Here is a 24071-nt window from a genome sequence, read left to right on the forward strand (position 1 = left end):
ATCGGCGCTTTAGGCGCGAAGCTTCTCGTCGCACTGATCTTCGATGACCGTGCGCCCGGCTGTCTCTCCAGGTTCTGCGGTCGTCGACATTTCTTGTGCCAAAGCTGCGCTGCTCAGGAGGCGCTTTTCGGTCTCCTGCAGGTCGAAGATCGCCTGTTCGATCGTCTCGGCCGGAGTTTCGCGCGAGGCTGCGCGCCACCGATGATGCTGCCACAAGCCGACGAGCAGGCGGCGGCTCGGGACTTCTATAGTCTCATGGATGAACCATGCTCCTGCTGCCGCAGTGCCAAGCGCCACCAAGATGAGCGCCGGTTCCGGTATCAGGCCATCGAAAGCCCGACGCACAAGGAACATGATGGGGACATGGAATAGATAGAGCGAGAAGCTGATCGCGCCCAAGAACCGCAAGGGGGCAGCAGCCAGGAAATGTGCCGCGATGGGCGGGTGCCGAGCGACGAGCGCCACGATTACGGCTGCGGCGACGGCGCTTTGCAGGCCCCAGAATTCCGGGGAGAAACCCGGCAGGACATGCCTGTAAGTGAAGAACGCCGCCAGAAGGAACAGCGTGAAGGCTCCCGCGAGGGCGGTTGGCGTCCATCTGTCCCAGTAGGAATGAATCGCTCCGGCAAGTGCGCCGAAAACAAAGTAGGGGAGCTTGGAAAGAAGCAGTATTCCCGGCCCCGGCAATTCAAGCAGACCGTCCACCACGACCAGCACCGCCAAGCCTACGATCACGCCGCTATGGCGGTGCGGGCGGGCCAAGCAGAGCCAGAGGATGGGGAAGAGCAGATAGAATTGTATTTCGGGCGGAATTGACCAGAAAACGCCGCTCGAGCCCAGAAGGAAAACATGGCGCAGGAAATCCGTGCCGCCGATGATCGGCTGAACGAAGTTTAGATCCTGCATGCTGGACAGCATCGCCACCAGCAGGACCGCGGCCAGATAGACCGGATAGATGCGGGCAATGCGGCTCACAAGAAAATCCAGGACGGCGTTTTTGGTCACCGGCCGCGAGCCATAGAGATGGGCCATCAGAAAGCCGCTGAGGGCAAAGAACAAGCCGACGGCTTCGCTGCCCATGGTCATGACATGCAAGGCTGTGTTCGGAAAGATAAGCCCGATATGCGCTTGAACGACCAGAACCGCGGCGATACCGCGCAGACCATCGAGACTGGGGATGTAGTCCGGCCGGCTCATGTGCAGCTTCAAAATGTTCTGTTCGGGCAAGCAGTATCGGACATCGCTTTACAAGATATTAATCCGCTGCACTCAACTGCCCCGATTACTCCCGGCGGCCTCTTTCCCGCTCGCCGCGTACAACAAACACAAGCAATGCCAGCACCATCGCCGCCAGCCCGTACCAGGTGATCGCATAGACGAGATGATTGTTGGGAAAATGGATGACCGTCAGGCCGCCGACGGGCAGGCCGCCGGGATTGGCGGCGGCGTCGGCATCGATGAAATAGGGCGCGACTGCATCGAGGCCGCGCTTTTGTCCGATCGCTGCGACATCGCGCGAATACCAGCGGTCGGCACCGACGTCGTTGGATTGAAGCAGCGATCCCTTCGGCTCGGTCATCCGCATCAGCCCGGTGATGGCGATCGGCTCCGACAACTGACCCTCGCGGCGTGAGGCCGGGTCGCGCCTGTCGGTCGGCACGAAGCCGCGATTGACGAGGATCGCGGTTCCGTCAGCGAGCATCAGCGGTGTCATCACCCAATAGCCGGGGCCGAGCACGGTCGAGGCATAGACCAGCGTCTCCTTGTCGTTTGCCAGCGTTCCCTCGACGCTCACCCGGCGATATTCGTCGTCACCGGCATTGACCTTGTCCCAGTCGGCGCGCGCCGGCGCAGGCACGGCGCCTGCGTGCACACGCTGGTCAACGCGGGCGATGAGGTCGCGCTTCCAGCCCAGGCGCTCGACCTGCCAGGTGCCGAGACCAAGGAGGATGGCGGCAAGCAGCGCCAGGCAGACGGCGAAGAGCACGCGCTTTGCCCGAAAATGCCGTCTATCCGATGTTTGTGTGGAGGCTTCGCTCATTGGACTCAGGGCGGCGCTGCGGCCGCCCTTCATTGCCGCTACGGCATGTTCTTCATCATCTCGGGGCTCATCGGCATCATGTTGGCGTTGAGATGATGCATGACCCAGAGCGAACCGGAGAGCGTGATGGCGACGATGATGATGGTGAAGATGAGCGCCATCATCGTCCAGCCGCCTTCGCTCCTGGGGTTCATGTGCAGGAAGAAGACCATGTGGACGACGATCTGTATGGCGCCGAGGCCCATCACCAGCACCGCCGTCAGCGCCTGGCTGTCGAAGACGCCGGCCATGACAAGCCAGAAAGGAATGGCGGTCAGGATGACGGAGAGCACGAAGCCCGTCATATAGCTCTTGAACGTGCCGTGGCCGGCCTGGTGGCCGTGGCTGTGGCCGTGATGGGCCTCGTGGGCATCCTCATGGGCGGGTGCTTGCGAACTCATCCGAGAACTCCGAGCAGATAGACAAAGGAAAAGACGCCGATCCAGACGACGTCGAGGAAGTGCCAGAACATCGAAAGGCACATCAGGCGGCGGCGGTTGGCCTCGATCAGCCCGTGCATCGACACCTGCACCATCAGCGTGATCAGCCAGATGATGCCGAAGGTGACGTGCAGTCCGTGGGTGCCGACAAGCGTGAAGAAGGAGGAGAGGAAGGCGCTGCGCGTCGGCCCGGCGCCCTCGTGGATCAGGTGGATGAACTCGTACAGCTCCAGCCCGATGAAGGCCGCGCCGAACAGGCCGGTGACGGCGAGCCAGAACAGCGTTTCCGCCTTGGCGTTGCGCTCCATCTGCAGCATGGCGAAGCCATAGGTGATCGAGGAGAGAAGCAGCATCGAAGTGTTGAGGGCCACGATCGGCAGATCGAAGAGATCGGCGGGCGACGGGCCGGCGGCATAATTGCGGCCGACGACGCCGTGGGTGGCAAACAACACCGCGAAGATCAGGCAGTCGCTCATCAGGTAGAGCCAGAAGCCGAGATTGGTGCTGTTCTCCGGATGATGATCTTCCGTCAGGTAGAATTCAGGCTTTTCGGCCGTGTCGATGGTCTGATCGCTCATGGTCATTACACCTGCTCGGCAAGCAGCACCGTGCGCTTGCCTTCCGTTTCAGTCACCTTATCGGCGGGAATGTAGAAGTCGCGTCTGTAGTTGAACGTGTGGCCGATCGCCACCACGAGCAGCGCGACGGCGGAGACGATCACCAGCCACCACATATACCAGATCAGGCCGAAGGCGAGGGCGACGCTGATCGCCGACAGGATGGCGCCGGTGCCGGTATTTTTCGGCATGTGGATCGGCTTGAAGCCGCCGAGCGGGCGTTCGTAACCGCGCCTCTTCATGTCGTACCAGCTGTCATGGTCGTGCACGACGGGCGTGAAAGCGAAGTTGTAATCCGGTGGCGGCGAGGACGTCGACCACTCCAGCGTCCGGCCATCCCAGGGATCACCGCTGTCGTCGCGCAGTTCTTCGCGCTTCATGAAGCTGACGACGATCTGGATCAGGAAGGCGGCGATGCCGAGGGCGATCAGGCCGACGCCGAAGGCGGCGATGATGAACCAGATCTGCAGCGACGGGTCCTCGAACTGACTCATGCGGCGGGTGACGCCCATCAGGCCGAGCACGTAGAGCGGCATGAAGGCGAACCAGAAGCCGATCTGCCAGAACCAGAAGCTCATTTTGCCCCAGAAGGGATCGAGCTTGAAGCCGAAGGCCTTCGGGAACCAGTAGTTCACGCCGGCGAACATGCCGAAGAGAACGCCGCCGATGATGACGTTGTGGAAATGGGCGATCAGGAACAGCGAATTGTGCAGCACGAAGTCGGCCGGCGGCACGGCCAGCATGACGCCGGTCATGCCGCCGATGACGAAGGTCACCATGAAGCCGACCGTCCACAGCATCGGCACCTCGTAGCGGATGCGGCCGCGATACATGGTGAAGAGCCAGTTGAAGATCTTCGCTCCCGTGGGGATCGAGATGATCATCGTGGTGATGCCGAAGAAGGAGTTCACGCTGGCGCCCGAACCCATCGTGAAGAAGTGATGCAGCCAGACGATGTAGGACAGGATCATGATCACGCAGGTGGCGTAGACCATCGAGGCATAGCCGAACAGCCGTTTGCCGGAGAAGGTGGCGACGACTTCCGAGAAGATGCCGAAGGCCGGAAGCACCAGGATGTAGACCTCCGGATGGCCCCAGATCCAGATAAGGTTGATGTACATCATCGGATTGCCGCCGAGGTCGTTGGTAAAGAAGTTGGTCCCGGCATAGCGGTCGAGCGACAGCAGCGCGAGCGTTGCCGTCAGGATCGGGAAGGAGGCGACGATCAGCACGTTGGTGCAGAGCGCAGTCCAGGTGAAGACCGGCATCTTCATGAAGGTCATGCCGGGCGCGCGCATTTTGACGATGGTGGCGATCAGGTTGATGCCGGATAGCGTCGTGCCGACGCCTGCCACCTGCAGGCCCCAAATATAATAGTCGACGCCAACGCCCGGACTGTAGGCGGCACCCGATAGCGGCGGATAGGCAAGCCAGCCGGTCTGGGCGAATTCGCCGATGAACAGCGACAGCATGATGATGATCGCGCCGGCGGTCGTCATCCAGAAGGAGAAGTTGTTGAGGAAGGGGAAGGAGACGTCGCGCGCCCCGATCTGCAGAGGCACCACGAAGTTCATCAGGCCGGTGACGAAGGGCATCGCCACGAAGAAGATCATGATGACGCCGTGGGCGGTGAAGATCTGGTCGTAATGGTGCGGTGGCAGGTAGCCTTCCGAACCGTTGAAGGCGATCGCTTGTTGGACACGCATCAGAATCGCGTCGGAAAAGCCGCGCAAGAGCATGATGACGGCCAGGATCACATACATGATGCCGATCTTCTTGTGATCGACGCTGCAGATCCAGTCGTGCCAGAGCGGGCCCCAGAACTTGAAATAGGTGATGGCGCCGAGCACGGCGAGGCCACCGATGACGACGCCGATGAAGGTCACGACCAGGATCGGATCGTGATAGGGGATGGCGTCGAGGGTCAACCGGCCGAAGATCAACTTCAGGAGGTCAGGATTGGAAAACATGGAACAACCCGTTCATTATGTCTTGCGACGCAAAGCGCCAGGTTAATTGTTGTTGTTGAGCTGCGCCGGCGCCGGATCGGCGCCATTGCTCATGCCGGGCATGGAATGGCCTTCATGCTGCATATCCATGCCGGGCATGTCGTGCTGCATGCTGTTGCCATCGGTGTTTTTGGCCGGTTCGCTGCGGGCCGGAGCGCCCGTTGCCGGCACGGTGGCCGCCGGCGCCACCACACCTTCGCCGGCGTGGCGGTTGTCGTACTGCAGCCTCTCGCGATTCTCCGCACTTTCCTTGCCGCCGCCGCCCGTCATGTCGATGTGCATCATCTCGTTCATGCACATCTTGCCCGGCGTGGCGCACATGTTGAGGATGGCATTGTAGAGATCGCCATCGGCGCCGGCATAGTAGCGCACCGGCTCCTTTTCACTCGGCTTTTCGAGCTTCAGATAGGCGTCGCGGTTGAGCATCGTGCCCTGCTGCTTGACCTTCCCCACCCAGGCGTCGAAGCCTTCGCCGGTGAGGCCATGGAACTTGAAGCGCATATGCGAGAAGCCTGAGCCGCTATAATTGGCGGAGAAGCCCTCATATTCGCCTTCCCGGTTGATGACGGCGTGCAGCTTCGTCTCCATGCCGGGCATGGCGTAAATCTGGCCGGCAAGGGCGGGGATGTAGAAGGAGTTCATCACCGAGGATGCGGTGATCTTGAAATTGATCGGCGTGTCGACGGGGGCGGCCATCTCGTTGACGGTGGCGATGCCGAGTTCGGGATAGAAGAACAGCCATTTCCAGTCGAGCGCCACGACCTCGACGGTCAGCGGCTTGGTATCGGCCGGGATGGCGCGCTCCGCATCGAGCCGGTCGAGCGGGCGGTAGGGATCGAGCTTGTGCGTGGAAATCCAGGTGACGGCGCCGAGCGCTATGATGATCGCCAGGGGTGCCGCCCAGATGACGATTTCGAGGCGGGTCGAATGATGCCATTCCGGCGCGTAGGTCGCGGCCGTATTGGAGCGGCGGTAGCGCCAGGCGAAGAGCAGCGTCAGGAAGATCACCGGAACGATGATCAGAAGCATCAGCACCGTCGAGATGACGATGAGATCACGCTGTTGCGCGGCGATGTCGCCGGAGGGCGCCATGACCACCATGTTGCATCCTGCCAGGAAAAGCAGCGGCAAGACGGATAGAAGGCGGGAAAACTTCATGAGTTTTGGCACGTCTCTAAGCTCTTGTTGTTTCGTTTGGTCCGCGACTAAAGCACTGAACCGGATCGCGACATGAGGCGGAAGGTCGCAGTGCAGCAAACATGCCGCACTGCGGCAAAATCATCGGGCGCTAGTGCTTTGAAATCCTGATGAGATTCAGAAGGATTTTAGGCGTGCGCATGTTTCAGGCCAATATATCCACTACAGCCGGTCAGGCCAGCATTTGCAGGGGAAAATCTCCGTCCGGATCACGCAAATTTTTCGGTCCCCGCTTCATTTGGGCCGTGATGATGAACTATTTCCGTCTTACGGACTTGATAAGCCTGCGGGTTTGATCAAGATCACGCTTGGGGCGCCTTGCCGGAAGCGCCTTAACGAGGAGGCGTTTATGGCAACAACATCGCATTACGGACCGTCGTCGTCGTCGCTGGAACGCGACGCGCGGCGCATTCACGACGACAAGCCGGTGTCACCGGGCAGCATCGCCATCGGCGTGGTGATCGGCCGCATGTCGGAATTCTTCGATTTCTTCGTCTACGGCCTCGCCTCGGTCCTGGTCTTTCCGCAGCTCGTCTTTCCCTTCGCGCCGGACAGGCTGACGGGCACCCTCTATTCCTTCGCCATCTTCTCGCTCGCTTTCCTCGCCCGTCCCGTCGGCTCCGTCGTCTTCATGACGATCGACCGGATGTATGGGCGCGGCACGAAGCTGACGATCGCGCTCTTCCTGCTCGGCGGCTCCACGGCCTCGATCGCCTTCCTGCCGGGTTACGCGGAGATCGGCGTCTGGTCGATCGCCCTGCTGGCGCTCTTCCGTCTCGGCCAGGGTTTTGCGCTCGGCGGCGCCTGGGACGGCCTGGCATCGCTGCTCGCACTCAACGCGCCGCCCAATCACCGTGGCTGGTATGCGATGATCCCGCAGCTCGGCGCGCCGATCGGCTTTGCGCTTGCAAGCACGCTCTTCGGTTACTTCGTCGCCAATCTTTCCAGCGAGGATTTCCTGTCCTGGGGCTGGCGCTATCCCTTCTTCGTCGCCTTCGCGATCAACGTCGTGGCGCTGTTTGCGCGTCTGCGCCTGGTCATGACCAAGGAATTCGGCACGTTGCTCGAACAGCATGAGCTGGAGGCCGCACCGATCCTCGAGGTGCTGCGCGTTCACGGCCGCGACATCCTGATCGGCGCCTTCGTGCCGCTCGCCAGCTTCGCCATGTTCCACCTCGTCACCATCTTCCCGCTCGGCTGGATGAGCCTCTACGGCAACCAGCCGATCGGCACCTTCATGGTGGTGCAGGTGATCGGCGCCATGGTCGGCGTCGTCGCCATTATCGCCTCGGGCCTGATCGCCGACCGTATCGGCCGGCGCGCCCAGCTTGCCATCTGCGCCGTGATCATCGCCATCTTCAGCTTTATCGGGCCGATCCTGATCGCGTCGGGCAATAACGGCCACGATGCTTTCGTCATCATCGGCTTTGGCGTGCTCGGCCTGTCCTTCGGCCAGGCAACCGGCTCGATCTCGTCGCGCTTCGGCCGCGGCTACCGCTATACCGGCGCCGCCTTCACCTCGGATCTCGCCTGGCTTGTCGGCGCCGGCTTCGCGCCGCTGGTGGCGCTCAGCCTCTCCAGCCGCTTTGGCCTGACCTTCGTCGGCTACTACCTGCTCTCCGGCGCCGTCTGCACGCTTGCGGCACTCGCCTTCAGCAAGGCGCTGGAACAGCGGGAATAGGTTTATTACGCGGGCCTGCATCTACGGCGCGGGCCCCTCCTTCGCCTGCCGGCCCCTTCTCCCCGCGCGCGGGGAGAAGGGGCAAGCCGCGACTTCTCCGTTCCCCGCCAGCTTCTCGCAGGGCACGTCCCTCTCTCGTTTTTGCGGGGGGAGGGCTAGGGTCAGAAGCAGCCTCGCGGCACAAAAGCTGCAGCAGCCCTGCCTCGCATCTGACATCTGCTAGACCGCTGCAGCTGCCATTCCAATTGTTGAACGCGTTGCAATCTATAATTAATTGCATATCATATTCGCGACAAGCGAGGATATGCCATGACCGCAGAAACCATCGATCATTCGACCCTTTCCCGTCTTGTCGAAGCCGGAGCGGTCGATGCCGCGCATGTCGTCGGCAAAACGGGCGGCTGGTCCGTCGTCATCCGCTACGGGAAGGCCGAACGCCCGCTCGCCGCCCAACGCAGTCGGCAGGTGCGCCTGTTCAAGCGCATGGATACTCTGGTTTCCTATCTCAAGGACGTAGGCATTTCGCAGTTCGATGTCGATGCCGCCAATTACGTCCCTGAGATAGCAACGCGGCCCGATCGGGCCGCGGCGCTACGCCGTACCCATGAGGCGGCGGAATACGACAAGTGGTTCCGCGAGCAGGTCGAGGAAGCGATCCGGGAAGCGGACGATCCGAACGCGGTCTGGATCCCGCACGACACCGTCAAGGAAGAGATGGCGCGCGAACGGGCGGAATTGGTGGCGCGGCTTAAGGGCAAGACGAAGTGAAGCTCGTCTGGCGTGCGAAAGCTGAATCAGATCGTAGGAAAGCAATTCAGTTTATCGCCGACCAGAATATCGGCGCCGCGATAAGCCAGCTCGATGAAATCGAGCGTCAGACCGATTTGCTCATCGATCAGCCGGAGATTGGCAGGCCCGGACGCATTAATGGAACGCGCGAACTGGTCATTTCACGCACCTCTTTTATCGTGATCTATCGTGTTCGCCAGAAAATCGGCCAAGTGGAAATTTTGCGCCTTGTGCACGGCGCGCAGAAATGGCCGCCGAAATATCGATTATAAACCTTACTGCGCCATCTGCGGCTGCTTTGCCGCACGCGCTGCGGTCAACTCCGCCGTCGTGTGGTTCAGGCGGTCGGCGAGCACACGCATGATTTCTACGGCCATTTCGGGGAAGTCGCTGAGCAGCTTCAGAAAGTGCTCCTTGCTTATGCGCAGCACCTCGAGCGGCGAGGTGGCGCGCACCGTCGCGGTGCGCGAGACATCGCAGAGAATGGCGATTTCGCCGACGATGGAATTGAGCTCGACGTCGGCCACCTTGATCTCACCTGCGGGCGAGGAGACGATGATGTCGGCGCTGCCGGAGAGAATGACATAGGCGGCGTCGCCGACATCGCCCTGATGGAAGAGATCCTGACCGGCCTTGTAGGTCATGCGGTCGGAGGTGAAGGCCAAAAGCTTGAGCTTCGCTGGCGCAATCCTCGAAAAGATCGGCACCCGGCGTAGCATTTCGACTTCGTCTCTCAACAGCATGAGCGTTTCAATCCCCTGACGCAGGGTTCTTGGAACCAGGCGCCTCAATTCCGGGCGTTCCCCCGGGAACGCCTACCATCGCCGCCCCAATAGAATATTACGATAACAGTTCCTTGAACATACCGTTTTTCTCGGAAAGTTCCGGATAGTTTCCGGCTTCTGCCAGCCCGCCCCGGTCGAACAGCAGGATCCGGTCGAACATCTCGGCGAGCCGCGCATTCGAAAGCACCCAGATGATCGCCGGGCGCTGGCCTTCCTTATGCAGGTCTTCGATGATGTTGCGGGTGATTTGATCCTGGACGCGTTGGTCGAGCGCCGACAGCGGCCGGTTGAAGATGAAGTAGTCCGAGCGTTTCAACAGCGCCCGCGCAAGGTTCAGCTTCTGGCGCTGCACCATGGTCAGCCGCTTCCCGCCGGAGCCGACGTCGAATTCGAGGCCGATCGACAAGACATCGTCATAGAGGTCGAGCGCGTCGAAAAGCTCGCCCATGATCGCGCGGATGCGGTCAGAGGCGTCGGCCTGCTGATAGGCGATGCGGCCGAAGAGCACATTGTCCATCAGGCTGGCCGATGGCGTGAAGCGCTCGGCGTCGTAGCGCTCGATCAGTTCGGCGAGATCGGCCGGAATATGCGCGTGGAACTGCTTGCGGGCGCTGACGATCTTGTCCATCAGCTCGTTGGTCAGCAGGCCGAAGCGGTGGCGCGGCTCGATATAGGCGAAACTTAAACGGATGATGGCCGAACGTTCTTCCGGCGTCGCATCCTCGAAGCGGCGGCTTTGCAGCTTCTGCAAGAGCGCCTGATAGGTCGGAATATCGTCCGCCGTCATGAAGGTCAGCTGCTGGAAGAAGGGATGGTCGGGCGGAAGGTCGTGGAAGAGTTCGACGGCATTTTCGGCGATCTCGAGGCCCATGGCGTAGAGATCGGTGCTGAGCCCCGTTTCCCGGAACAGCTGCTGGAAATAGGGATGGGCGGCAAGCCGGCGGTTGGTCATCAGCGGCCGCTTCATCGTGCCGAAGAGCAGGTTCTCGCCGACCGTCGCCTGGGCATTGTAGGCATCGAAATCGAAAGGCACGACGATGCCGTCGAGACCTTCGTCGCGCAGCCGGTCGCGCAGCGAGGCGCGTAGCGCCACGACCTGGTCACTGACCGCCACATGCACGTCGGTATTGACGTTCGAGCGCAGCGCCAGGTCGAGGATATCCTGGGAAATCTGGACGGCGTCGAGCACCGGCCGGATCGCTGTCAGGAGATCGTCGGGCCCATTGGCGCCGGCCGCCTTGTAATCCACCCAATCGCTGTTGAGGTCGAGCGTCGGATTGCCGGCCTTCACCGCCTCGGCGGAGTGCCATTTATATTCCTGCGCTTCCTTCTCGTCGTAGACGGCGTCGATCATTGGCGCGTGCTTGAGGCCGTAGAGCAGATTGCTGGCGAGCGTGCCATGGAAGAAGAAGGTGTCGGCCGAGGCGTAGGAGATGCGGCGGCCGGTGACCGATTCCGGCAGCTCGAGCAGGTCGCGTCCGTCGATGGTGATGCGGCCGGAGTCGGGCCAGATCATCCGCCCGAGCGCTTCGGCGAAGGCTTCCGCGCCGCTGCCGTTCGGACCGACGATCGCCACCGTCTCGTTCGGCTTGATTTCGGCGGAGACGTGATCGACGAGGCGGGCACCGCTGTCGTCGGAGAGCGTCAGGTTGGTGACGACGAGCGCGCTGGTCAGCGCACCCACAGGTGCGGTCGCCAGTTCCTGGATGCGGCTGTCGATCAAGGGCTCGACGTTGAACTGCTCGTAGACCTGCTGGTACTTCACCTGCACGTCCTGGCGCATCTGGTCCCAGTCGATCAGTTCCTTCAGCGGCCCGGGCAGGTCTTTGTAGGCCGATATCACGGCGACCAGCTGGCCGATATCGAGCCTGCCCTGCAGCGCGAGATAGCCGCCGATCGCGTAGAACAGGAAGGGCGTGACCTGGGCGAGGAAGTTGTTGATGAACTTCACCAGGAACTTCCACTGGTAAAGGTCGTAGCGGATCGAGAAGATGCGGCCGAGGCGCGAGGCGATGTCGGCGCGTTCGAGGTTTGACGTGTCGTTGCCGTGAATCGTGCCGATTCCCTCGACGATTTCGCCGACGCGGCCGGAGAGTTCACGCGCCGTCAGCTGCCGCTGGCGGCCGAGCTCCAGCAGGCGCTTTCGCATGCGGGGGATGACGACCGCCTGGACGCCGACGATGCCGGCGGCAATCATGCCGAGCCAGAAATTCTGCACGATGATGAAGGCGAGAGCCGTGATCGCCTGACCGCCGAGCAGGGCGGGCGAAACGAAGGCGTCGCCGGTGAAGCCGCCCATCGGCTCCACCTCGTCCTTGATCATGGTGGCGATCTCGGCCGATTTCACCCGCTTGAAATGGGCGGGCGGGAAACGCAGCACCCTGTCGATCAGCTCGAAGCGGATGCGGCGCAGCATACGTTCGCCGAGCCGGCCCTTATAGGTGTTGATGTAGAATTTGAAGAGACCGTTCAGTACCACCAGTGCCAGGAACACCAGGCTGAGGGCCATCAGCATCTGGAAACGGTTGAGCTCCAGCCCTTGAAAAAATTCGACATGGCCGATCAGCGGAATGTCGTAGGCGATGTGCATGAATTTCTGCGTTGCGCCCGGTCCCTCGAATCCATCGCCCTGGATCGGTCCGTTGACGATCTGCTTCGGCAGGTCGAAGGACAGGAAATAGGGGATCATCGAGGCGGCGACGACAGCCAGGATCCACAGCTGCTGCAGCCGCGTGTTCTTCCAGATGTAGCGGGCGAGGCTTTTTTCCATGGCTAACCGTCAGCTTGCTGGGAAATTCCGAAGGCGCGATCCGGGCGCGGGGACGGAGGAATTCTTGAGAACAGGACCATGCAGCGGGACCGCCGATATCGCAATGAAAACAAGGCGAAGGCATCGACAGCAGAAAGGCCGATTCTCACCGGAACCTTGCTTATATCACAGGAATTTTGAATTAGGCGAGCGATTCGGCAATCATGGAGCGAATGATGGCGGCCGTCTTCGCCGCCCCATCCAGATCGAGCGAGACCGGCCCCTGCCGGGGCGCTGCAAGGGCCTTTTCGACCGCCTCTTTCACATGCGCGGAGGTTAGCCCTATTTCCGGCAGGATATCGGCAAGATCAAGGGCCTGCAGCCGTTCGGCGCGCACCGTCTGTTCGGTCTCGCCGCCGGCGACAAAGGGGACGAGGATCGCCCGGCATCCGCTGCGCAGGAGGTCGCCGACCGTGTTGTAGCCCGCCTGCGAGATCGACACTCTGGCGCCGCGCAGAAGCGAGGGGAAATCTTTGCGGAAGCGCACCAGCGTCACGTTCGGAGCCATGTTACGCGACAGTGCGGCGAAATCGGGCTCCGGCAGATTGGGCCCCGATATCAGCAGCCAGCGAAGATCGCCCGGCAGCAGCGCCGCCGCCTGTTTTGCCGCGCCGATCAGCTCGGCGCCGACCGCGCCGCCGCCGGCCGATGCGATGATGTCGAAGGTCTCCACCGGTTCCGGCGCAGGCGGCGGAGCGACGAGGCCGGTGTAACGCAGCCTGTCGGCGATCTCCGATGTCAGCGGAAAGGTGTCTTCGAGCCTGACGAAATCGGGATCGCCATGGACGAGCACGGCGTCGAAATGATCTTTGACGAGGGCGACCGTCTCGGCGTCGCGGCCGGCCTTGCGGTTTTCCTGCAGAATGTCGCGCACCGAGCTCAGCAGTTTCGGCCGCGGCTCGGCCGTCGCGATTGCCGCAAGCAGGGGCAGGAGTTCGAAGCGCATCTGGCGCCGGCCGAAGGGGAAGGCCTCGATGATGACGACATCCGGTCTTGCGGCATGGAATGCCTGGAGCAGCAGGTCGCGGCGGGCAGCCAGGAATTCCTCACCGGCAGGCCGTCCGTCGGCGTCGGCGAGGCCGGAGAAACCGGTATTGCTGGCGACGACCGCGGGCAAGGCGACGGTCTTGACGCCCTCGCCGGGAAAACCCGGCACTGGCAGGCCGCCGGTCACGACGGTGACGTCGAGACCGTCCTTGACCAGCGCGCTGGCGATGCGGCTGGCGCGGGCGATGTGGCCGATGCCGAGCAGGTGCTGGACGTAGAAGAAGATTCGCGGGGCCGTCATGACGCCTTCTGCCATTCGGCCTCGAACAGGCCGGTGAGCTGTCTGATGCTGGAATGATAGTCGAAATTCTCACGCACCCGCCTTTCGGCGGCGTCGCCGAGGCGCTTGCGCAGCGCCGGGTCGCGGATTGCCGCCTCCAGGGCTTTGGCAAGCATCGCCGGATCCTCCGCCGGCACGACGAGGCCGTTTTCGCCGTCCGTCAGCAGTTCCGGCACACCGGATACCGTCGTGGAGATGCAGACGAGGCGCTGGCTCGAGGCCTCGACCAACACGTTCGGCAAGCCGTCGCGGTCGCCGTTGGCGGCGATGCGGCAGGCAAGCGCGAAGAGATCGGCGCGGCGGTAGTGATCGAGCACCTCTTCCTGGGCCATGGCGCCCTTCCAGACGATGCGGCCGGAGAGGCCGAGCTCGGTGGCAAGCGCCTTCAGCTTCGCAAGCTCGTCGCCGCCGCCAATATGCTCCATGCGCCAATGCAGATCGGCGGGCAGCAGCGCCAGCGCCCGCAGCAGCACGTCGTAGCCCTTCTTCTCGACGGCTCGGCCGACGCTGAGGATGAAGGCCGGATCGTCGGGGTCGTTGCCGGTCCTTTGCGAATGCGCGCCGGAAAAATGGCCGAAGCGGGCGAGGTCGAGACCGTGGTAACTCAGATGCACGGCGTCCTTGCGTGAGGTCAGACTCCGCATATGCTCGTAGCCTGTTCTGGTGCAGGTGACCGCCCAGCGGGCACTGCCGAGTTTTTCGTTGAGCTCCCAGTCGGGCGATGTCCAGATATCCTTGGCATGGGCCGAACAGGTCCACGGCGTGCCGGTGAGGATGCTCGCATATTCTGTCACAGAGGCCGGCGTGTGGATGAAATGGGCGTGCAGCCATTCGCCTCCGTCAGGCCATTCGCGCCCCAGCACCAGCGCCTGGCCGAGGCGGCGGAAGCGGTTGCGGGAGGGGTCGCGCTTGAGGTCGGCGAAAAAGCGTTTGATCAGCGCCTTGAAGCCGGGTTTGCCGAATCCGGCAAACAGGCCTTTCAGCACGCGGATCGGTTCCTCGTGCAGATATTCGGGCAGGTAGACGACCGGCGCCTTGATCTCGTCATGCACGGGATGACGCTTCTTGTCGGTTGGCCGGCGCATGGAAATCAGCGTCAGGTCGAAGCCGGCCCTTTCGAGGCCGAGCAGCTCCTGGGCAATGAAGGTTTCCGAAAGGCGGGGATAGCCTTTCAGCACGACGAGGATCTTGCGGCGTGGCGGCAAGGCTGTGCCCTATTCCGCGCCGACGAGGGCAAGGTGGGTGGCGCGGCCGTCGAGCCATCGGCCGACGGTCTGCGAGATGTGGTCCAGCCCTTCGAGATGCATGTTGCTGCCGCTCTTCGACGGCGGCAGGCGGAAAGGAAGGCGCTTCAGAGCCTCGGACATGATGGTGGGATCGATCGATTGTTCCGGCAGCAGCATGTCGACGAGGCCGAGCTCGCTTGCGCGCTTGGCGCGCAGCAGCTGTTCCTCGCGCGGCTTGACGCGCGGCACGATGAGGGCCGGCTTGTCGAAGGAGAGGATCTCGCAGTAGGTGTTGTAGCCGCCCATGGCGACGACGCCGGTGGCGCCGGCGATCAGTTCCTCCATGTGATTGTCGAACTCGATCACCTCGATATAGGGAATGGCTTCACCCTTCTGCACCAGCTTGGCGCGTTCGGCCGCCGGCATATAGGGCCCGAGCACGACCAGCGCCTTCTGCGTCAGCGTCGGATCGGCCTCATAGGCATTCATGACGTCATGAACGAGATCGGAGCCGTCGCCGCCGCCGCCCGTCGTGACGAGAAGGTAATTGTCCTTGCGGGCGTTGATCGAGCTCTTGCCCTTGGAGACGCTGCGCTGCAGGAAGCCGACGAAATCCATCTTCCGGCGCAGGCTCGGCGGCACGTCGAGACCGATAAGCGGATCGTAGAAATCAGGCGGACCGTAGACCCAGACGCTGTCGTAATATTGGTCGATCTTCTGCATGACGCTGTTCTTCTTCCACTCGGCCTCGAGCAGATGCGGCGCGTCCATGATCTCGCGCAGCCCCAGAACCAGCACGGTGCCGCGCGACTTGAGATAGGCGAGCGTATCCTCGACTTCGCCCTTCAATCCCATCGGCTCCTTGTCGACGATGAAGATATCGGGCTGGAAGGTCTCGGCCGTATGACGGATGCTCGATTCACGCATCTTCAGCGTCTCGTGCAGGTCGATATGGCTGGCGAGCGACGTATATTCGCCGTTGCGAAGCTTGATGACGCTCGGGATCTTCACGAAATCGACGCGGGCGCGGTAATCGAAGGCGCCGGCGATGGTGGCGCCCGAGATGATCAGGATATTGAGGCCGCGATAATCCTCGACCAGCGCATGGGCGATGGTACGACAGCGCCTGAGATGGCCGAGGCCGAAGGTGTCGTGGCTGTACATGAGGATGCGAGCATCTTCGAGACGTCTGGCCATGGGTGTTCCCTCCGGGGTGAACAACATGAATTAGTACCCCCACCGTCCGGAGGCCAAGAGGCGGGGGCGGTGCCCTAGGGCGCCGCCGAGCTTCCTGCTATTTGTAGGGATCTGCCGCATCGCGCAAGCCGTCTCCCAGAAAGTTGAACGCCAAAATGACAAGAACAACAGGAATGATCGGAAAGAGCAGCCATGGGTAGAATGCGATGACGCTGACGCTTTTTGCCTCGGTCAGCAGAATACCCCAGCTGGTGATCGGCGGACGAAGGCCGAGGCCGAGGAAGGAGAGCGCGGTCTCGCCGAGGATCATGCCGGGGATGGAAATCGTCGCCGAAGCAATGAGGTGCGACATGAAACCGGGCACGAGATGCCGGCCGATGATGCGCGGCGTGCTGGCGCCCATCAGCTGCGCGGCCTGGACGTAGTCCTCTTCGCGCAACGCAAGCAGCTTGGAGCGCACGGCCCGCGCAAGTCCGGTCCAGTCGATAATGCCGAGGATGACGGTGATGCCGAAATAGATGACGATCGGGCTCCAGGTCACCGGCATGATGGCGGCCAGCGCCATCCATAGCGGCAGGCTCGGCAGCGATTGCAGCACCTCGATCAGGCGCTGGACGATGAGGTCGAAAATGCCGCCCCAGTAGCCGGCAAGGCCGCCGATGACGATGCCGAGCACAAAGCTGATGGCGATGCCGATCAGGCCGATCGTCAGCGAGATCCGTGCGCCGTAGAGGATGCGCGACAGCACGTCGCGGCCGAGCCGGTCGGTGCCGAGCAGGAACATCTGGCCGCCGATCGCCGGGCAGACGAGGTGATAGTTCGAGGTGACGAGGCCCCAAAACTTGTAAGAATCGCCCCGGCAGAAGAAGCGGATCGGCTGCACATCGTTCGGCCTGTCGGTATAGACGCGGTGCAGCGTGTCGAGATCGAGCGTCATGGTGCGGCCGTAGACGAAGGGACCGACGAATTCTCCCTTGTCGAAGAAGTGGACCCGCTGCGGCGGCGCATGGATGAAATCGACATTGCGCGTGTGCAGGCCGTAGGGCGCCAGGAACTCGACGACCAGGATCATCAGATAGGTGACGGCGAGAAAGATGCCGGAGATCAAGGCCAGCCGGTGCTGCTTGAACTTCCACCACATCAGCTGCTTCTGCGAGGCGAGATGGATGCGCGATTGCGCCGCCGTCATGCTTTCCGTCGCGTGCGGATCGAAGGGAGCGGTCGAGACGTAGTGCGGCAACGGCGCGCCGGGTGCGGGAAGGGGCGACATTATTTGGTGCTCCTGCCTTGCAGACGGATGCGGGGATCGAGGAAGCCGAGGGCGATATCGGAGATCAGCACGCCGATGACGTTGAGAAAGGCCAGGAACATCAGGAAGGAGCCGGCGAGGTACATGTCCTGGCTCTGCAGCGCCTTGATCAGCATCGGCCCGGTCGTTTCCAGCGACAGGACGATTGCGACGATCTCGGCGCCCGAGATGATCGACGGAAGGATCGAACCGATATCGGCGATGAAGAAATTGAGCGCCATGCGCAGCGGATATTTGACCAGCGCCCGCATCGGATGCAGTCCCTTGGCGCGAGCCGTCGTCACGTATTGCTTCTGCATCTCGTCGAGAAGATTGGCCCGCAGCCGCCGGATCATGCCGGCGGTGCCTGCCGTGCCGACGATGATCACAGGAATCCAGAGATGGGCGAGGATCGACTTCGCCTTTTCCCAGCTCATCGGCTGGTTGAGATATTGCTGGTCCATCAGATGGCCGATCGACAGCCCGAACCAGACATTGGCGAAATACATCAGGATCAGCGCCAGCATGAAGTTCGGAATGGCGATGCCGAGCAGGCCGAGGAAGGTCAGCCCGTAATCGCTCCAGCTATACTGGTGCGTCGCCGAATAGATGCCAATCGGAAAGGCGATCAGCCAGGTGAGCAGGATCGTCGTGAAGGAGACGAGGATCGTCAGCCATAGCCTTTCGCCGACCACGTCCGAGACCGGCAGCTGGTATTCGAAGGAATAGCCGAAATCGCCGTGCAGCATGCCGCCGACCCAGTAGAAGTAGCGCACGATCTCCGGCTTGTCGAAGCCGTATTGCTCCCGCATTTCCTCGATTTCCTGGAGGTTGGCAGTCTCGCCGGAAGCGCGCAGCTCGGCGATCTGGCTCTCGAAGAAGTCCCCCGGCGGCAGCTCGATGATTGTGAAAACAAGCGCCGAAATGACGAAGAGCGTCGGCACCATGGCGGCCATGCGCCAGAGAATGTATCTGAGCACGCCTCAGCCCTCCTTGTACCAGAAAACATCCGGCATATAGATGCCGAGATAGGAGGTGGGATCGAAGCCGTAGAGCGCTCTTTCCGGCAGGTTCTGCAGCTTGGCGGCGCGCAGGATCGGCTGCAGCGTGCTGTTGATCAGGCCGATCGAGAACACCTGCTGCGTATAGAGCGACAGCATTCTGTGCCAGATCGTCTGACGTTCCTCGAATTTCGCCGTCGAGCCCCATTGTTTGAGAAGATCGACCAGCTCGGCCGCCTCCGGCAGATCGGGCGCCACGCCTTCTTGGCCGGCGGAGAGGTAATGCATGCCCCAGAGCGGCCATTGCAGCTGATCGTCGAGCGTCGGCGCAAGGCCGGACGGCGACATGTCGGCCGTCGGCACGCCGTTGTCGAGGCCGTACCAGATCGACATCATGATCGTGCCGCTCATGGCGCGGTTGCGGAAGACGTCGCGCTGCGAGGTGCGGGTATAGAGCGCAAGGCCGATATCGGCCCAGTGATCGTGCACCAGTTCCAGCACGTCGGTGTCGAGATTGCTCTCGCCGGCGGTCTCGACGGTGATCTCGGCGCGCCGCCCGTCCGGCAGCAGCCGGATGCCGTCGTCGCCACGCTTGCTCAGGCCGAGCTCGTCGAGCAGGCGGTTGGCCTCATCGGGATCGAACTTCACGAAGGCCTCGGCATATTCCTGCTTGAAGAGCGGGCTGTCGGGCAAGACGGTATCGGCGCTCGGCGTGCCCAAGCCGTAAAAGGCGACCATGTTTATCTCGTGGCGGTTGATCGCCAGCGACAGCGCCCGGCGCAGGCGCACGTCGCGGAAAAGGCCGCGCCACACCTCGTCGGCGCAGTTGAGGTTCGGCAACAGCGTGATGCGAGAGCCGCGCGCGACCTTCCAGAGATTGACCTTCACCGGAAAGCGCTTCTCGGCCTCCTTCAGGAAGGTGTAGTCGTTGAAATCGATGCCGGTCGCCTGCAGGTCGGCTTCGCCCGCACCCGCCTTGGCTGCAATGATCGACGAGGAGGAGACGCTGAGGACGAAACGATCGAGATAGGGAAGCTGCCTGCCGGTCTCGTCGACGCGATGGAAGAAGGGGTTGCGCTCGAAGACGAACTGCTCGGCCGGCAGCGCCGTCGTATTGTGCCAGGGATCGAGCGTCGGCAGTTTCGGATTCTCGGGACGATAGGAGCGCGCCATCTTGATGTGCAGATCCTGCCACTTCTTGACGCGGCTCGTTTTCATCATCTGTTCCATCATCGCCTCGTCGGGCTGGAACTTCTTGTGGAACTGCTTGAGGTAATGCGCCGGCCCGAAAATGACGAGCGGCTGAGGTCCTGCCAGGCTCGGCAGGAACATCGGGTTCGGTTTTTCCCAGGTGTAGCGTACCGTCAGCGGATCGAGCATCTCGAAGCGCGGCAGGCTGCCGTGCGGACGAAGCTCGAGGGCGCCGCCGCCCGGCGTCAGCTTGTCGTTCAGGATGACGTCTTCCCACCAGTAGCGGAAATCGTCGGCGGTGAACGGCTGACCGTCGGACCATTTATGGCCTTCGCGCAGCGTGAAGGTGAAGACCTTCTCGTCCTCGGCGTTGAAATCGGCCAGGATGTCAGGCTGGAACTGCAGGTGCTTGTTGTAGCCGATCAGGCGGGTATAACCGTAGATCGTCATGAAGCGGATGTCGCGCTGGCTGCCGATGATGGTGCGCACCGTGCCGCCATAGGCGCCGGGTTCGAGCCCCATCTCCTTGAGGTTGACGATGCGCGGACGGGCGGGAATGCGCTCTGCCATCGGCGGCAGGCTGCCGGCGCTCAGCCGCTCCTTGAGGAATTCCGGCTCGCCGGCCTGTTCGGCCCGAAGCACCGCCGGCGCGATTGCAGCGCCGACGAGGCCGCCGAGGAAAGTGCGACGCGTCACCATCCGCGCAACTCCCTGATATCGGCGCCTTTGCGGGCGCGCACCAGATGGCCGTCGCCAAGGTCGGCATAGGCAAGCTCGGCCGCGTCGTCATGCTCGGCGGTGAAGGTGATGCCCCAGTTCTGCTTGTCGGCGGCGCCGTTTTCCCGGAGCGCCTTGAAATCGAGCGGCCGGTCGAGATCGGGGAAGGGGACGGCGGCAAGCAGTGATTTCGTATAAGGATGCACTGGATCGCGCAGGATGATCTCGCGCGGCGCGATCTCGACGATGCGGCCCTTGCACATGACCGCGATGCGGTCGGCCATGTAATCGACGACCGCAAGATTGTGCGAGATAAAGAGATAGGTAAGCCCCAATTCCTTCTGCAAATCCTTCAGGAGGTTGAGGATCTGCGCTTGAACCGAGACGTCGAGGGCCGACACCGGCTCATCGAGGATGACGAGTTTCGGGCCGAGTGCCAGTGCCCGAGCAATGCCGATGCGCTGGCGCTGGCCGCCCGAGAAGCTGTGCGGGTAACGGCTGAGATAGCGCTTGTCGAGGCCGATCGCCGCCATCAGCCCTTCGACCTTGCGCTTGCGCTCGTCACTGTCGCCGCGGTCGTGGATCTCCAGCGGTTCGCTGAGAATGTTGCGCACCGTCATGCGCGGCGAAAGCGAGGAGACCGGATCCTGGAACACCATCTGGATCTTGGTGCGCATATCCTGCAGTGCATCGCCGCGCACGGAAAGCACGTCGATCAAGTCCTTGCCGTCGTTGAACACCACCGCGCCGCTGTCCGGCGTGATGGCGCGCATCAGGATCTTGCTGAGCGTCGTCTTGCCGCAGCCGGATTCGCCGACCAGGCCAAGACATTCGCCGCGGCGGATATCGAAGCTGACATCGTCGACGGCGCGCAGCACGGTGGCCTCGTGCTTGCCGAGAAAGCTGCGCTTACGCGTCTTGTAGGTCTTGGACAGATTGGAGACCGAAAGCAGCGTGCCTGGGGTTTCCGCCTGCTGCGGCTTTTTCTGGCCGACAAGGGCCTCGAGATTGACCCGCACATCGCGCAGAGCCTTCAGCCGCTCGCCGGGCTTCATGTCGAAATGCGGAACGGCGGCCATCAGCCCCTTGAGATAGGGATGCTGCGGATCGCGGAAGATCGCCTCGACCGGCCCGGCTTCCATGATCTCGCCGTGATAGATGACGACCACCTCGTCCGCCATGTTGGCGACGATACCGAGATCGTGGGTGATGAGCAGCATCGCCATGCCGAGCTTGGCCTGCAGGTCACGCAGCAGCTCGAGGATCTGCGCCTGGATCGTCACGTCGAGCGCCGTCGTCGGCTCGTCGGCGATCAGGAGCGCCGGCTTGCAGATCAGCGCCATGGCGATCATGGCGCGCTGGCGCATGCCGCCTGACAGTTCGAACGGATACATATCGTAGGTGCGGTGCGGATTGGAAAAGCCGACGAGACCGAGCATTTCCTCGGTCTTCTCGCGCGCCTCCTGCTTGTCGGTCTCGGTGTGGATCAGCAGCGCTTCGCTGATCTGGTTGCCGACGGTGTGCAGCGGTGAGAGCGAGGTCATCGGCTCCTGGAAGATCGTCGCCACGCGCTTGCCACGCAGATCGCGCATCTCATCGCTGTCGCGCGAGAGCGACAGGATATCGGTCGTGCTGCCGTCGAGCGGGTCGGTGAAGAGGATGCTGCCCGACGCCGTGGCCGGATTGGGCAGGATGCCCATGACTGCCTGGCTGATCACCGATTTGCCGGAGCCGGATTCACCGACGAGAGCGGTGACTTTGCCCGGCAGGATACGAAGATTGGCTTCCTTTACGACGCGCAGCCGGTCACCGAAAACCGAGAAGGAGATGTCGAGATTCTCAATACGCAACAAATCGGCAGCGGACGCCATACCAATGAAATTCCCCAGTCTTCTATGTTCCCGTTAAGGCACACTATCGTACCGCAAACGGGGTGTCCAGTTGATGACAATGGCAGGGGAAACCGCTGCGTCGCGCCGAAGTTCCCCAGGCGAGACGGGCAAAAGATGGCGGGGGCTCGAGCCTTTACTGGATGAAGTTCTCCGTGGTTGTGCGGTTGACCTGCTTCTTGGCGTCACGATGCAGCAGGATGACCTGTTCGGCCTCGGAAAGCCCGTTTTGCACCGCTTCCCGGAAGCTGTCCTCGACATGGATCTCGGGGGCGGGTGCCCGCGGCTGCAGTACCGTCACCTTCTGGCGGATGCCGCGCAGCTTCTCCTCGCCGAGCCTCGTCCACTCGCCGCCGCAATAGCCGGCGAAAGCCTGGCTGGCGACGACCTCGCGGCCGTATTTCTTGGTAAGGATCTGCAGACGCTGCACCTCGTTGACCGCCGATCCGAAGGCGGAGAAGGTCAGCCGGTCCTTGAGGCCGACATTGCCGAACATGACGTTGCCGACATGCAGGCCGATGCCATAGCCGACCTTGCTGAGGCCCTTCTGCTCGCGGTCCCGGTTGAGCTCGGCTACCCGCGCCTGTGCCTGGTGGACGGCCGAAAGTGCTGCCTCGCAGGCGATTTTCGACGGGTCCTTGTGACGCCCGCAGGGATAGACGGCCAGAAAGCCGTCGCCGAGGAAGCTCAGGATCTCGCCGCCATTGCGGTTGAAGGGGGCGGCGATCGCATCGAAGAACTGGTTCAGCGTATCGATATAGGCCTGCCGCCCTTCCTTTTCGGCATACATGGTGGATTCGCGCATGTCGCCCATGACCAGGGCCGCGCGGATCGTCTCGCCGTCGCCGCGGCGGATCTGGCCGTTCAGCACCCGCTTGCCGGCGTCGCCGCCGAGATAGGTGGTCAACATGTTGTTGGCGAGCTTGCCGAGCACCGCCATCTTGGCGGCGACCGCCAGATGGTTCTGCATCCTCAGCAGCGCGTCGATCATGTCGTCGGAAAAGCCGTTATGGTGGTCGGTCGACCAGGAGCCCATCATGCCCTGCACCGAGCCGTCGCCGAAGGGCTGCACGAAGGCGAGGTAATCGGTGATCTGATCCTTGCGCAGATCCTCGAAGATCGGGAATTCGGCCGGGCCCTCCTGCATCAGCCGGCGGCGGATGTGCTGCAGGTTGTTGTCGAGCAGGTAATAATAGGGGCTCTGCAGGAAGCGGTCCGGCTTTTGGCCGGCCGGCATGCGAAAACCCTCGATGGTGACGCCGCTGGCGCGCCGCCAGGTGAAGCTCAGCGCGTCGTAGAGCGGATGCAGCATCGAAAAGGTCAGGTGCACGCGCGCGATCGGCAGGCCGGCGGCGGCGAGCCTTTCGCAGAAGCCGCGCACGATGTTTTCAAGCTCGTCTCCGGCGAGCGACGAATTCGTCAGCCATTCCGCGACCCTGTCCAACAGAATGGAGGAGACGCTGGATTCGATCGTGCTCATTCTCGGTATGATCCTCATAAGGCACGCCATCCCCAAGAGCCAAAAATCCCTCGCCCGGCACATTATCATGCGCAGGTCACAAGGAAATCAGGATGTACGAGCGGTAAAATAGTGTCAACGATCTGCCGAAAGCCCGGCAGCGGCGCCCCTCATCTCCCTGGAACGGGGATCGGACGGGTGGTCCTTTCTCGATGGTTCAATATCAAGCTCAGATAGGGATGCTGCAAGTGCGAAACAATGGGAGGCCGATTTTTTTGTGCGCCGAAGTTGCAGCAAAAGTGTGGTTCCGGGACATTTCGGCCACACGTGGGGTAGGGTTCGATGTGGGATCTCGGCGGCGCGGCTGCC

Annotated in this window: 19 protein-coding genes; 3 read left to right on the top strand and 16 right to left on the bottom strand. The window is 62.2% G+C overall.

Annotated elements, in window-relative coordinates:
• Positions 1–9: 9 nt before the first annotated feature.
• The 6 genes from GA0061105_RS14560 to cyoA all read right to left on the bottom strand — a co-directional run bounded on the left by GA0061105_RS14560 (position 10) and on the right by cyoA (position 6316).
• Positions 10–1197, bottom strand: a complete 1188-nt coding sequence (locus GA0061105_RS14560; RefSeq protein ID WP_092751022.1) for an acyltransferase family protein — start codon at positions 1195–1197, stop codon at positions 10–12.
• A gap of 85 nt (positions 1198–1282) precedes the next feature.
• Entirely contained in the window at positions 1283–2041 is a 759-nt protein-coding gene (locus GA0061105_RS14565; RefSeq protein WP_092751424.1) for an SURF1 family protein, read from the bottom strand.
• Positions 2042–2079: 38 nt separating this feature from the next.
• The gene (gene cyoD / locus GA0061105_RS14570; RefSeq protein WP_092751024.1) at positions 2080–2481 is read right to left on the bottom strand and encodes a cytochrome o ubiquinol oxidase subunit IV; all 402 of its coding nucleotides are present in this window, start codon (positions 2479–2481) and stop codon (positions 2080–2082) included.
• Complete coding sequence (gene cyoC, locus GA0061105_RS14575) at positions 2478–3098, bottom strand: cytochrome o ubiquinol oxidase subunit III (protein WP_092751426.1); 621 nt, start codon at positions 3096–3098, stop codon at positions 2478–2480. The genes cyoD and cyoC overlap by 4 nt, the downstream gene beginning before the upstream one ends.
• A gap of 5 nt (positions 3099–3103) precedes the next feature.
• A complete protein-coding gene (gene cyoB / locus GA0061105_RS14580) occupies positions 3104–5107 on the bottom strand; it encodes a cytochrome o ubiquinol oxidase subunit I (RefSeq protein ID WP_092751026.1) in 2004 nt (667 codons plus the stop codon).
• Positions 5108–5149: 42 nt separating this feature from the next.
• Positions 5150–6316 carry a ubiquinol oxidase subunit II gene (gene cyoA, locus GA0061105_RS14585; protein WP_092751028.1) on the bottom strand — a complete coding sequence of 389 codons (1167 nt, stop codon included), beginning with the start codon at positions 6314–6316 and terminating at the stop codon, positions 5150–5152.
• A 376-nt stretch (positions 6317–6692) separates the two neighbouring features.
• Between cyoA and GA0061105_RS14590 the strand changes: the two genes are divergently transcribed.
• The 3 genes from GA0061105_RS14590 to GA0061105_RS14600 all read left to right on the top strand — a co-directional run bounded on the left by GA0061105_RS14590 (position 6693) and on the right by GA0061105_RS14600 (position 9085).
• Positions 6693–8024, top strand: coding sequence for an MFS transporter (locus GA0061105_RS14590; protein ID WP_092751030.1), 1332 nt, complete (start codon positions 6693–6695; stop codon positions 8022–8024).
• A 309-nt stretch (positions 8025–8333) separates the two neighbouring features.
• Positions 8334–8792: a hypothetical protein gene (locus GA0061105_RS14595; protein ID WP_064695607.1), complete on the top strand. Its 459-nt coding sequence runs from the start codon at positions 8334–8336 to the stop codon at positions 8790–8792.
• Positions 8789–9085 (top strand): type II toxin-antitoxin system RelE/ParE family toxin, encoded by a 297-nt coding sequence (locus GA0061105_RS14600; protein ID WP_092751032.1) that lies wholly within the window; start codon positions 8789–8791, stop codon positions 9083–9085. The genes GA0061105_RS14595 and GA0061105_RS14600 overlap by 4 nt, the downstream gene beginning before the upstream one ends.
• Positions 9086–9088: 3 nt before the next feature.
• On the opposite strand, the gene GA0061105_RS14605 is transcribed toward GA0061105_RS14600, so the two are convergent.
• From GA0061105_RS14605 to GA0061105_RS14650, 10 genes are all read right to left on the bottom strand, one after another.
• Positions 9089–9556, bottom strand: coding sequence for a cyclic nucleotide-binding domain-containing protein (locus tag GA0061105_RS14605; protein WP_004679746.1), 468 nt, complete (start codon positions 9554–9556; stop codon positions 9089–9091).
• Between the two features lie 97 nt (positions 9557–9653).
• Positions 9654–12368: an ABC transporter ATP-binding protein gene (locus GA0061105_RS14610; protein WP_064695605.1), complete on the bottom strand. Its 2715-nt coding sequence runs from the start codon at positions 12366–12368 to the stop codon at positions 9654–9656.
• Between the two features lie 181 nt (positions 12369–12549).
• On the bottom strand, positions 12550–13695 hold the full coding sequence (locus GA0061105_RS14615; RefSeq protein ID WP_064695745.1) for a glycosyltransferase family protein: 1146 nt from the start codon (positions 13693–13695) through the stop codon (positions 12550–12552).
• Positions 13692–14939: a glycosyltransferase gene (locus tag GA0061105_RS14620; RefSeq protein WP_064695604.1), complete on the bottom strand. Its 1248-nt coding sequence runs from the start codon at positions 14937–14939 to the stop codon at positions 13692–13694. The genes GA0061105_RS14615 and GA0061105_RS14620 overlap by 4 nt, the downstream gene beginning before the upstream one ends.
• A gap of 9 nt (positions 14940–14948) precedes the next feature.
• Entirely contained in the window at positions 14949–16157 is a 1209-nt protein-coding gene (locus GA0061105_RS14625) for a glycosyltransferase family protein (RefSeq protein WP_092751034.1), read from the bottom strand.
• A gap of 97 nt (positions 16158–16254) precedes the next feature.
• The gene (locus tag GA0061105_RS14630) at positions 16255–17427 is read right to left on the bottom strand and encodes an ABC transporter permease (protein ID WP_064695602.1); all 1173 of its coding nucleotides are present in this window, start codon (positions 17425–17427) and stop codon (positions 16255–16257) included.
• Positions 17427–18425 (bottom strand): ABC transporter permease, encoded by a 999-nt coding sequence (locus GA0061105_RS14635; RefSeq protein ID WP_064695601.1) that lies wholly within the window; start codon positions 18423–18425, stop codon positions 17427–17429. Before GA0061105_RS14635 ends, GA0061105_RS14630 begins: the two co-directional genes overlap by 1 nt.
• A 3-nt stretch (positions 18426–18428) precedes the next feature.
• Complete coding sequence (locus GA0061105_RS14640) at positions 18429–20336, bottom strand: ABC transporter substrate-binding protein (protein WP_092751038.1); 1908 nt, start codon at positions 20334–20336, stop codon at positions 18429–18431.
• The gene (locus GA0061105_RS14645; protein WP_092751040.1) at positions 20330–22225 is read right to left on the bottom strand and encodes an ABC transporter ATP-binding protein; all 1896 of its coding nucleotides are present in this window, start codon (positions 22223–22225) and stop codon (positions 20330–20332) included. Before GA0061105_RS14645 ends, GA0061105_RS14640 begins: the two co-directional genes overlap by 7 nt.
• 154 nt (positions 22226–22379) lie before the next feature.
• Positions 22380–23723 carry an adenylate/guanylate cyclase domain-containing protein gene (locus GA0061105_RS14650; RefSeq protein ID WP_064695598.1) on the bottom strand — a complete coding sequence of 448 codons (1344 nt, stop codon included), beginning with the start codon at positions 23721–23723 and terminating at the stop codon, positions 22380–22382.
• Positions 23724–24071: the final 348 nt, after the last annotated feature.

The sequence above is a fragment of the Rhizobium aethiopicum genome (genome assembly GCF_900094625.1).
Classification (GTDB): domain Bacteria; phylum Pseudomonadota; class Alphaproteobacteria; order Rhizobiales; family Rhizobiaceae; genus Rhizobium; species Rhizobium aethiopicum.

What these genes read in the sequence shown, in the direction of transcription:
- GA0061105_RS14615 (WP_064695745.1), bottom strand. Translation starts at nt 13,695, where the DNA reads ATGACGGCCCCGCGAATCTTCTTCTACGTCCAGCACCTGCTCGGCATC.
- GA0061105_RS14590 (WP_092751030.1), top strand. Translation starts at nt 6,693, where the DNA reads ATGGCAACAACATCGCATTACGGACCGTCGTCGTCGTCGCTGGAACGC.
- GA0061105_RS14640 (WP_092751038.1), bottom strand. Translation starts at nt 20,336, where the DNA reads ATGGTGACGCGTCGCACTTTCCTCGGCGGCCTCGTCGGCGCTGCAATC.
- GA0061105_RS14610 (WP_064695605.1), bottom strand. Translation starts at nt 12,368, where the DNA reads ATGGAAAAAAGCCTCGCCCGCTACATCTGGAAGAACACGCGGCTGCAG.
- GA0061105_RS14595 (WP_064695607.1), top strand. Translation starts at nt 8,334, where the DNA reads ATGACCGCAGAAACCATCGATCATTCGACCCTTTCCCGTCTTGTCGAA.
- cyoB (WP_092751026.1), bottom strand. Translation starts at nt 5,107, where the DNA reads ATGTTTTCCAATCCTGACCTCCTGAAGTTGATCTTCGGCCGGTTGACC.
- GA0061105_RS14630 (WP_064695602.1), bottom strand. Translation starts at nt 17,427, where the DNA reads ATGTCGCCCCTTCCCGCACCCGGCGCGCCGTTGCCGCACTACGTCTCG.
- GA0061105_RS14560 (WP_092751022.1), bottom strand. Translation starts at nt 1,197, where the DNA reads ATGAGCCGGCCGGACTACATCCCCAGTCTCGATGGTCTGCGCGGTATC.
- GA0061105_RS14625 (WP_092751034.1), bottom strand. Translation starts at nt 16,157, where the DNA reads ATGGCCAGACGTCTCGAAGATGCTCGCATCCTCATGTACAGCCACGAC.
- cyoD (WP_092751024.1), bottom strand. Translation starts at nt 2,481, where the DNA reads ATGAGTTCGCAAGCACCCGCCCATGAGGATGCCCACGAGGCCCATCAC.
- GA0061105_RS14605 (WP_004679746.1), bottom strand. Translation starts at nt 9,556, where the DNA reads ATGCTGTTGAGAGACGAAGTCGAAATGCTACGCCGGGTGCCGATCTTT.
- GA0061105_RS14650 (WP_064695598.1), bottom strand. Translation starts at nt 23,723, where the DNA reads ATGAGCACGATCGAATCCAGCGTCTCCTCCATTCTGTTGGACAGGGTC.
- cyoC (WP_092751426.1), bottom strand. Translation starts at nt 3,098, where the DNA reads ATGAGCGATCAGACCATCGACACGGCCGAAAAGCCTGAATTCTACCTG.
- GA0061105_RS14645 (WP_092751040.1), bottom strand. Translation starts at nt 22,225, where the DNA reads ATGGCGTCCGCTGCCGATTTGTTGCGTATTGAGAATCTCGACATCTCC.
- GA0061105_RS14565 (WP_092751424.1), bottom strand. Translation starts at nt 2,041, where the DNA reads ATGAGCGAAGCCTCCACACAAACATCGGATAGACGGCATTTTCGGGCA.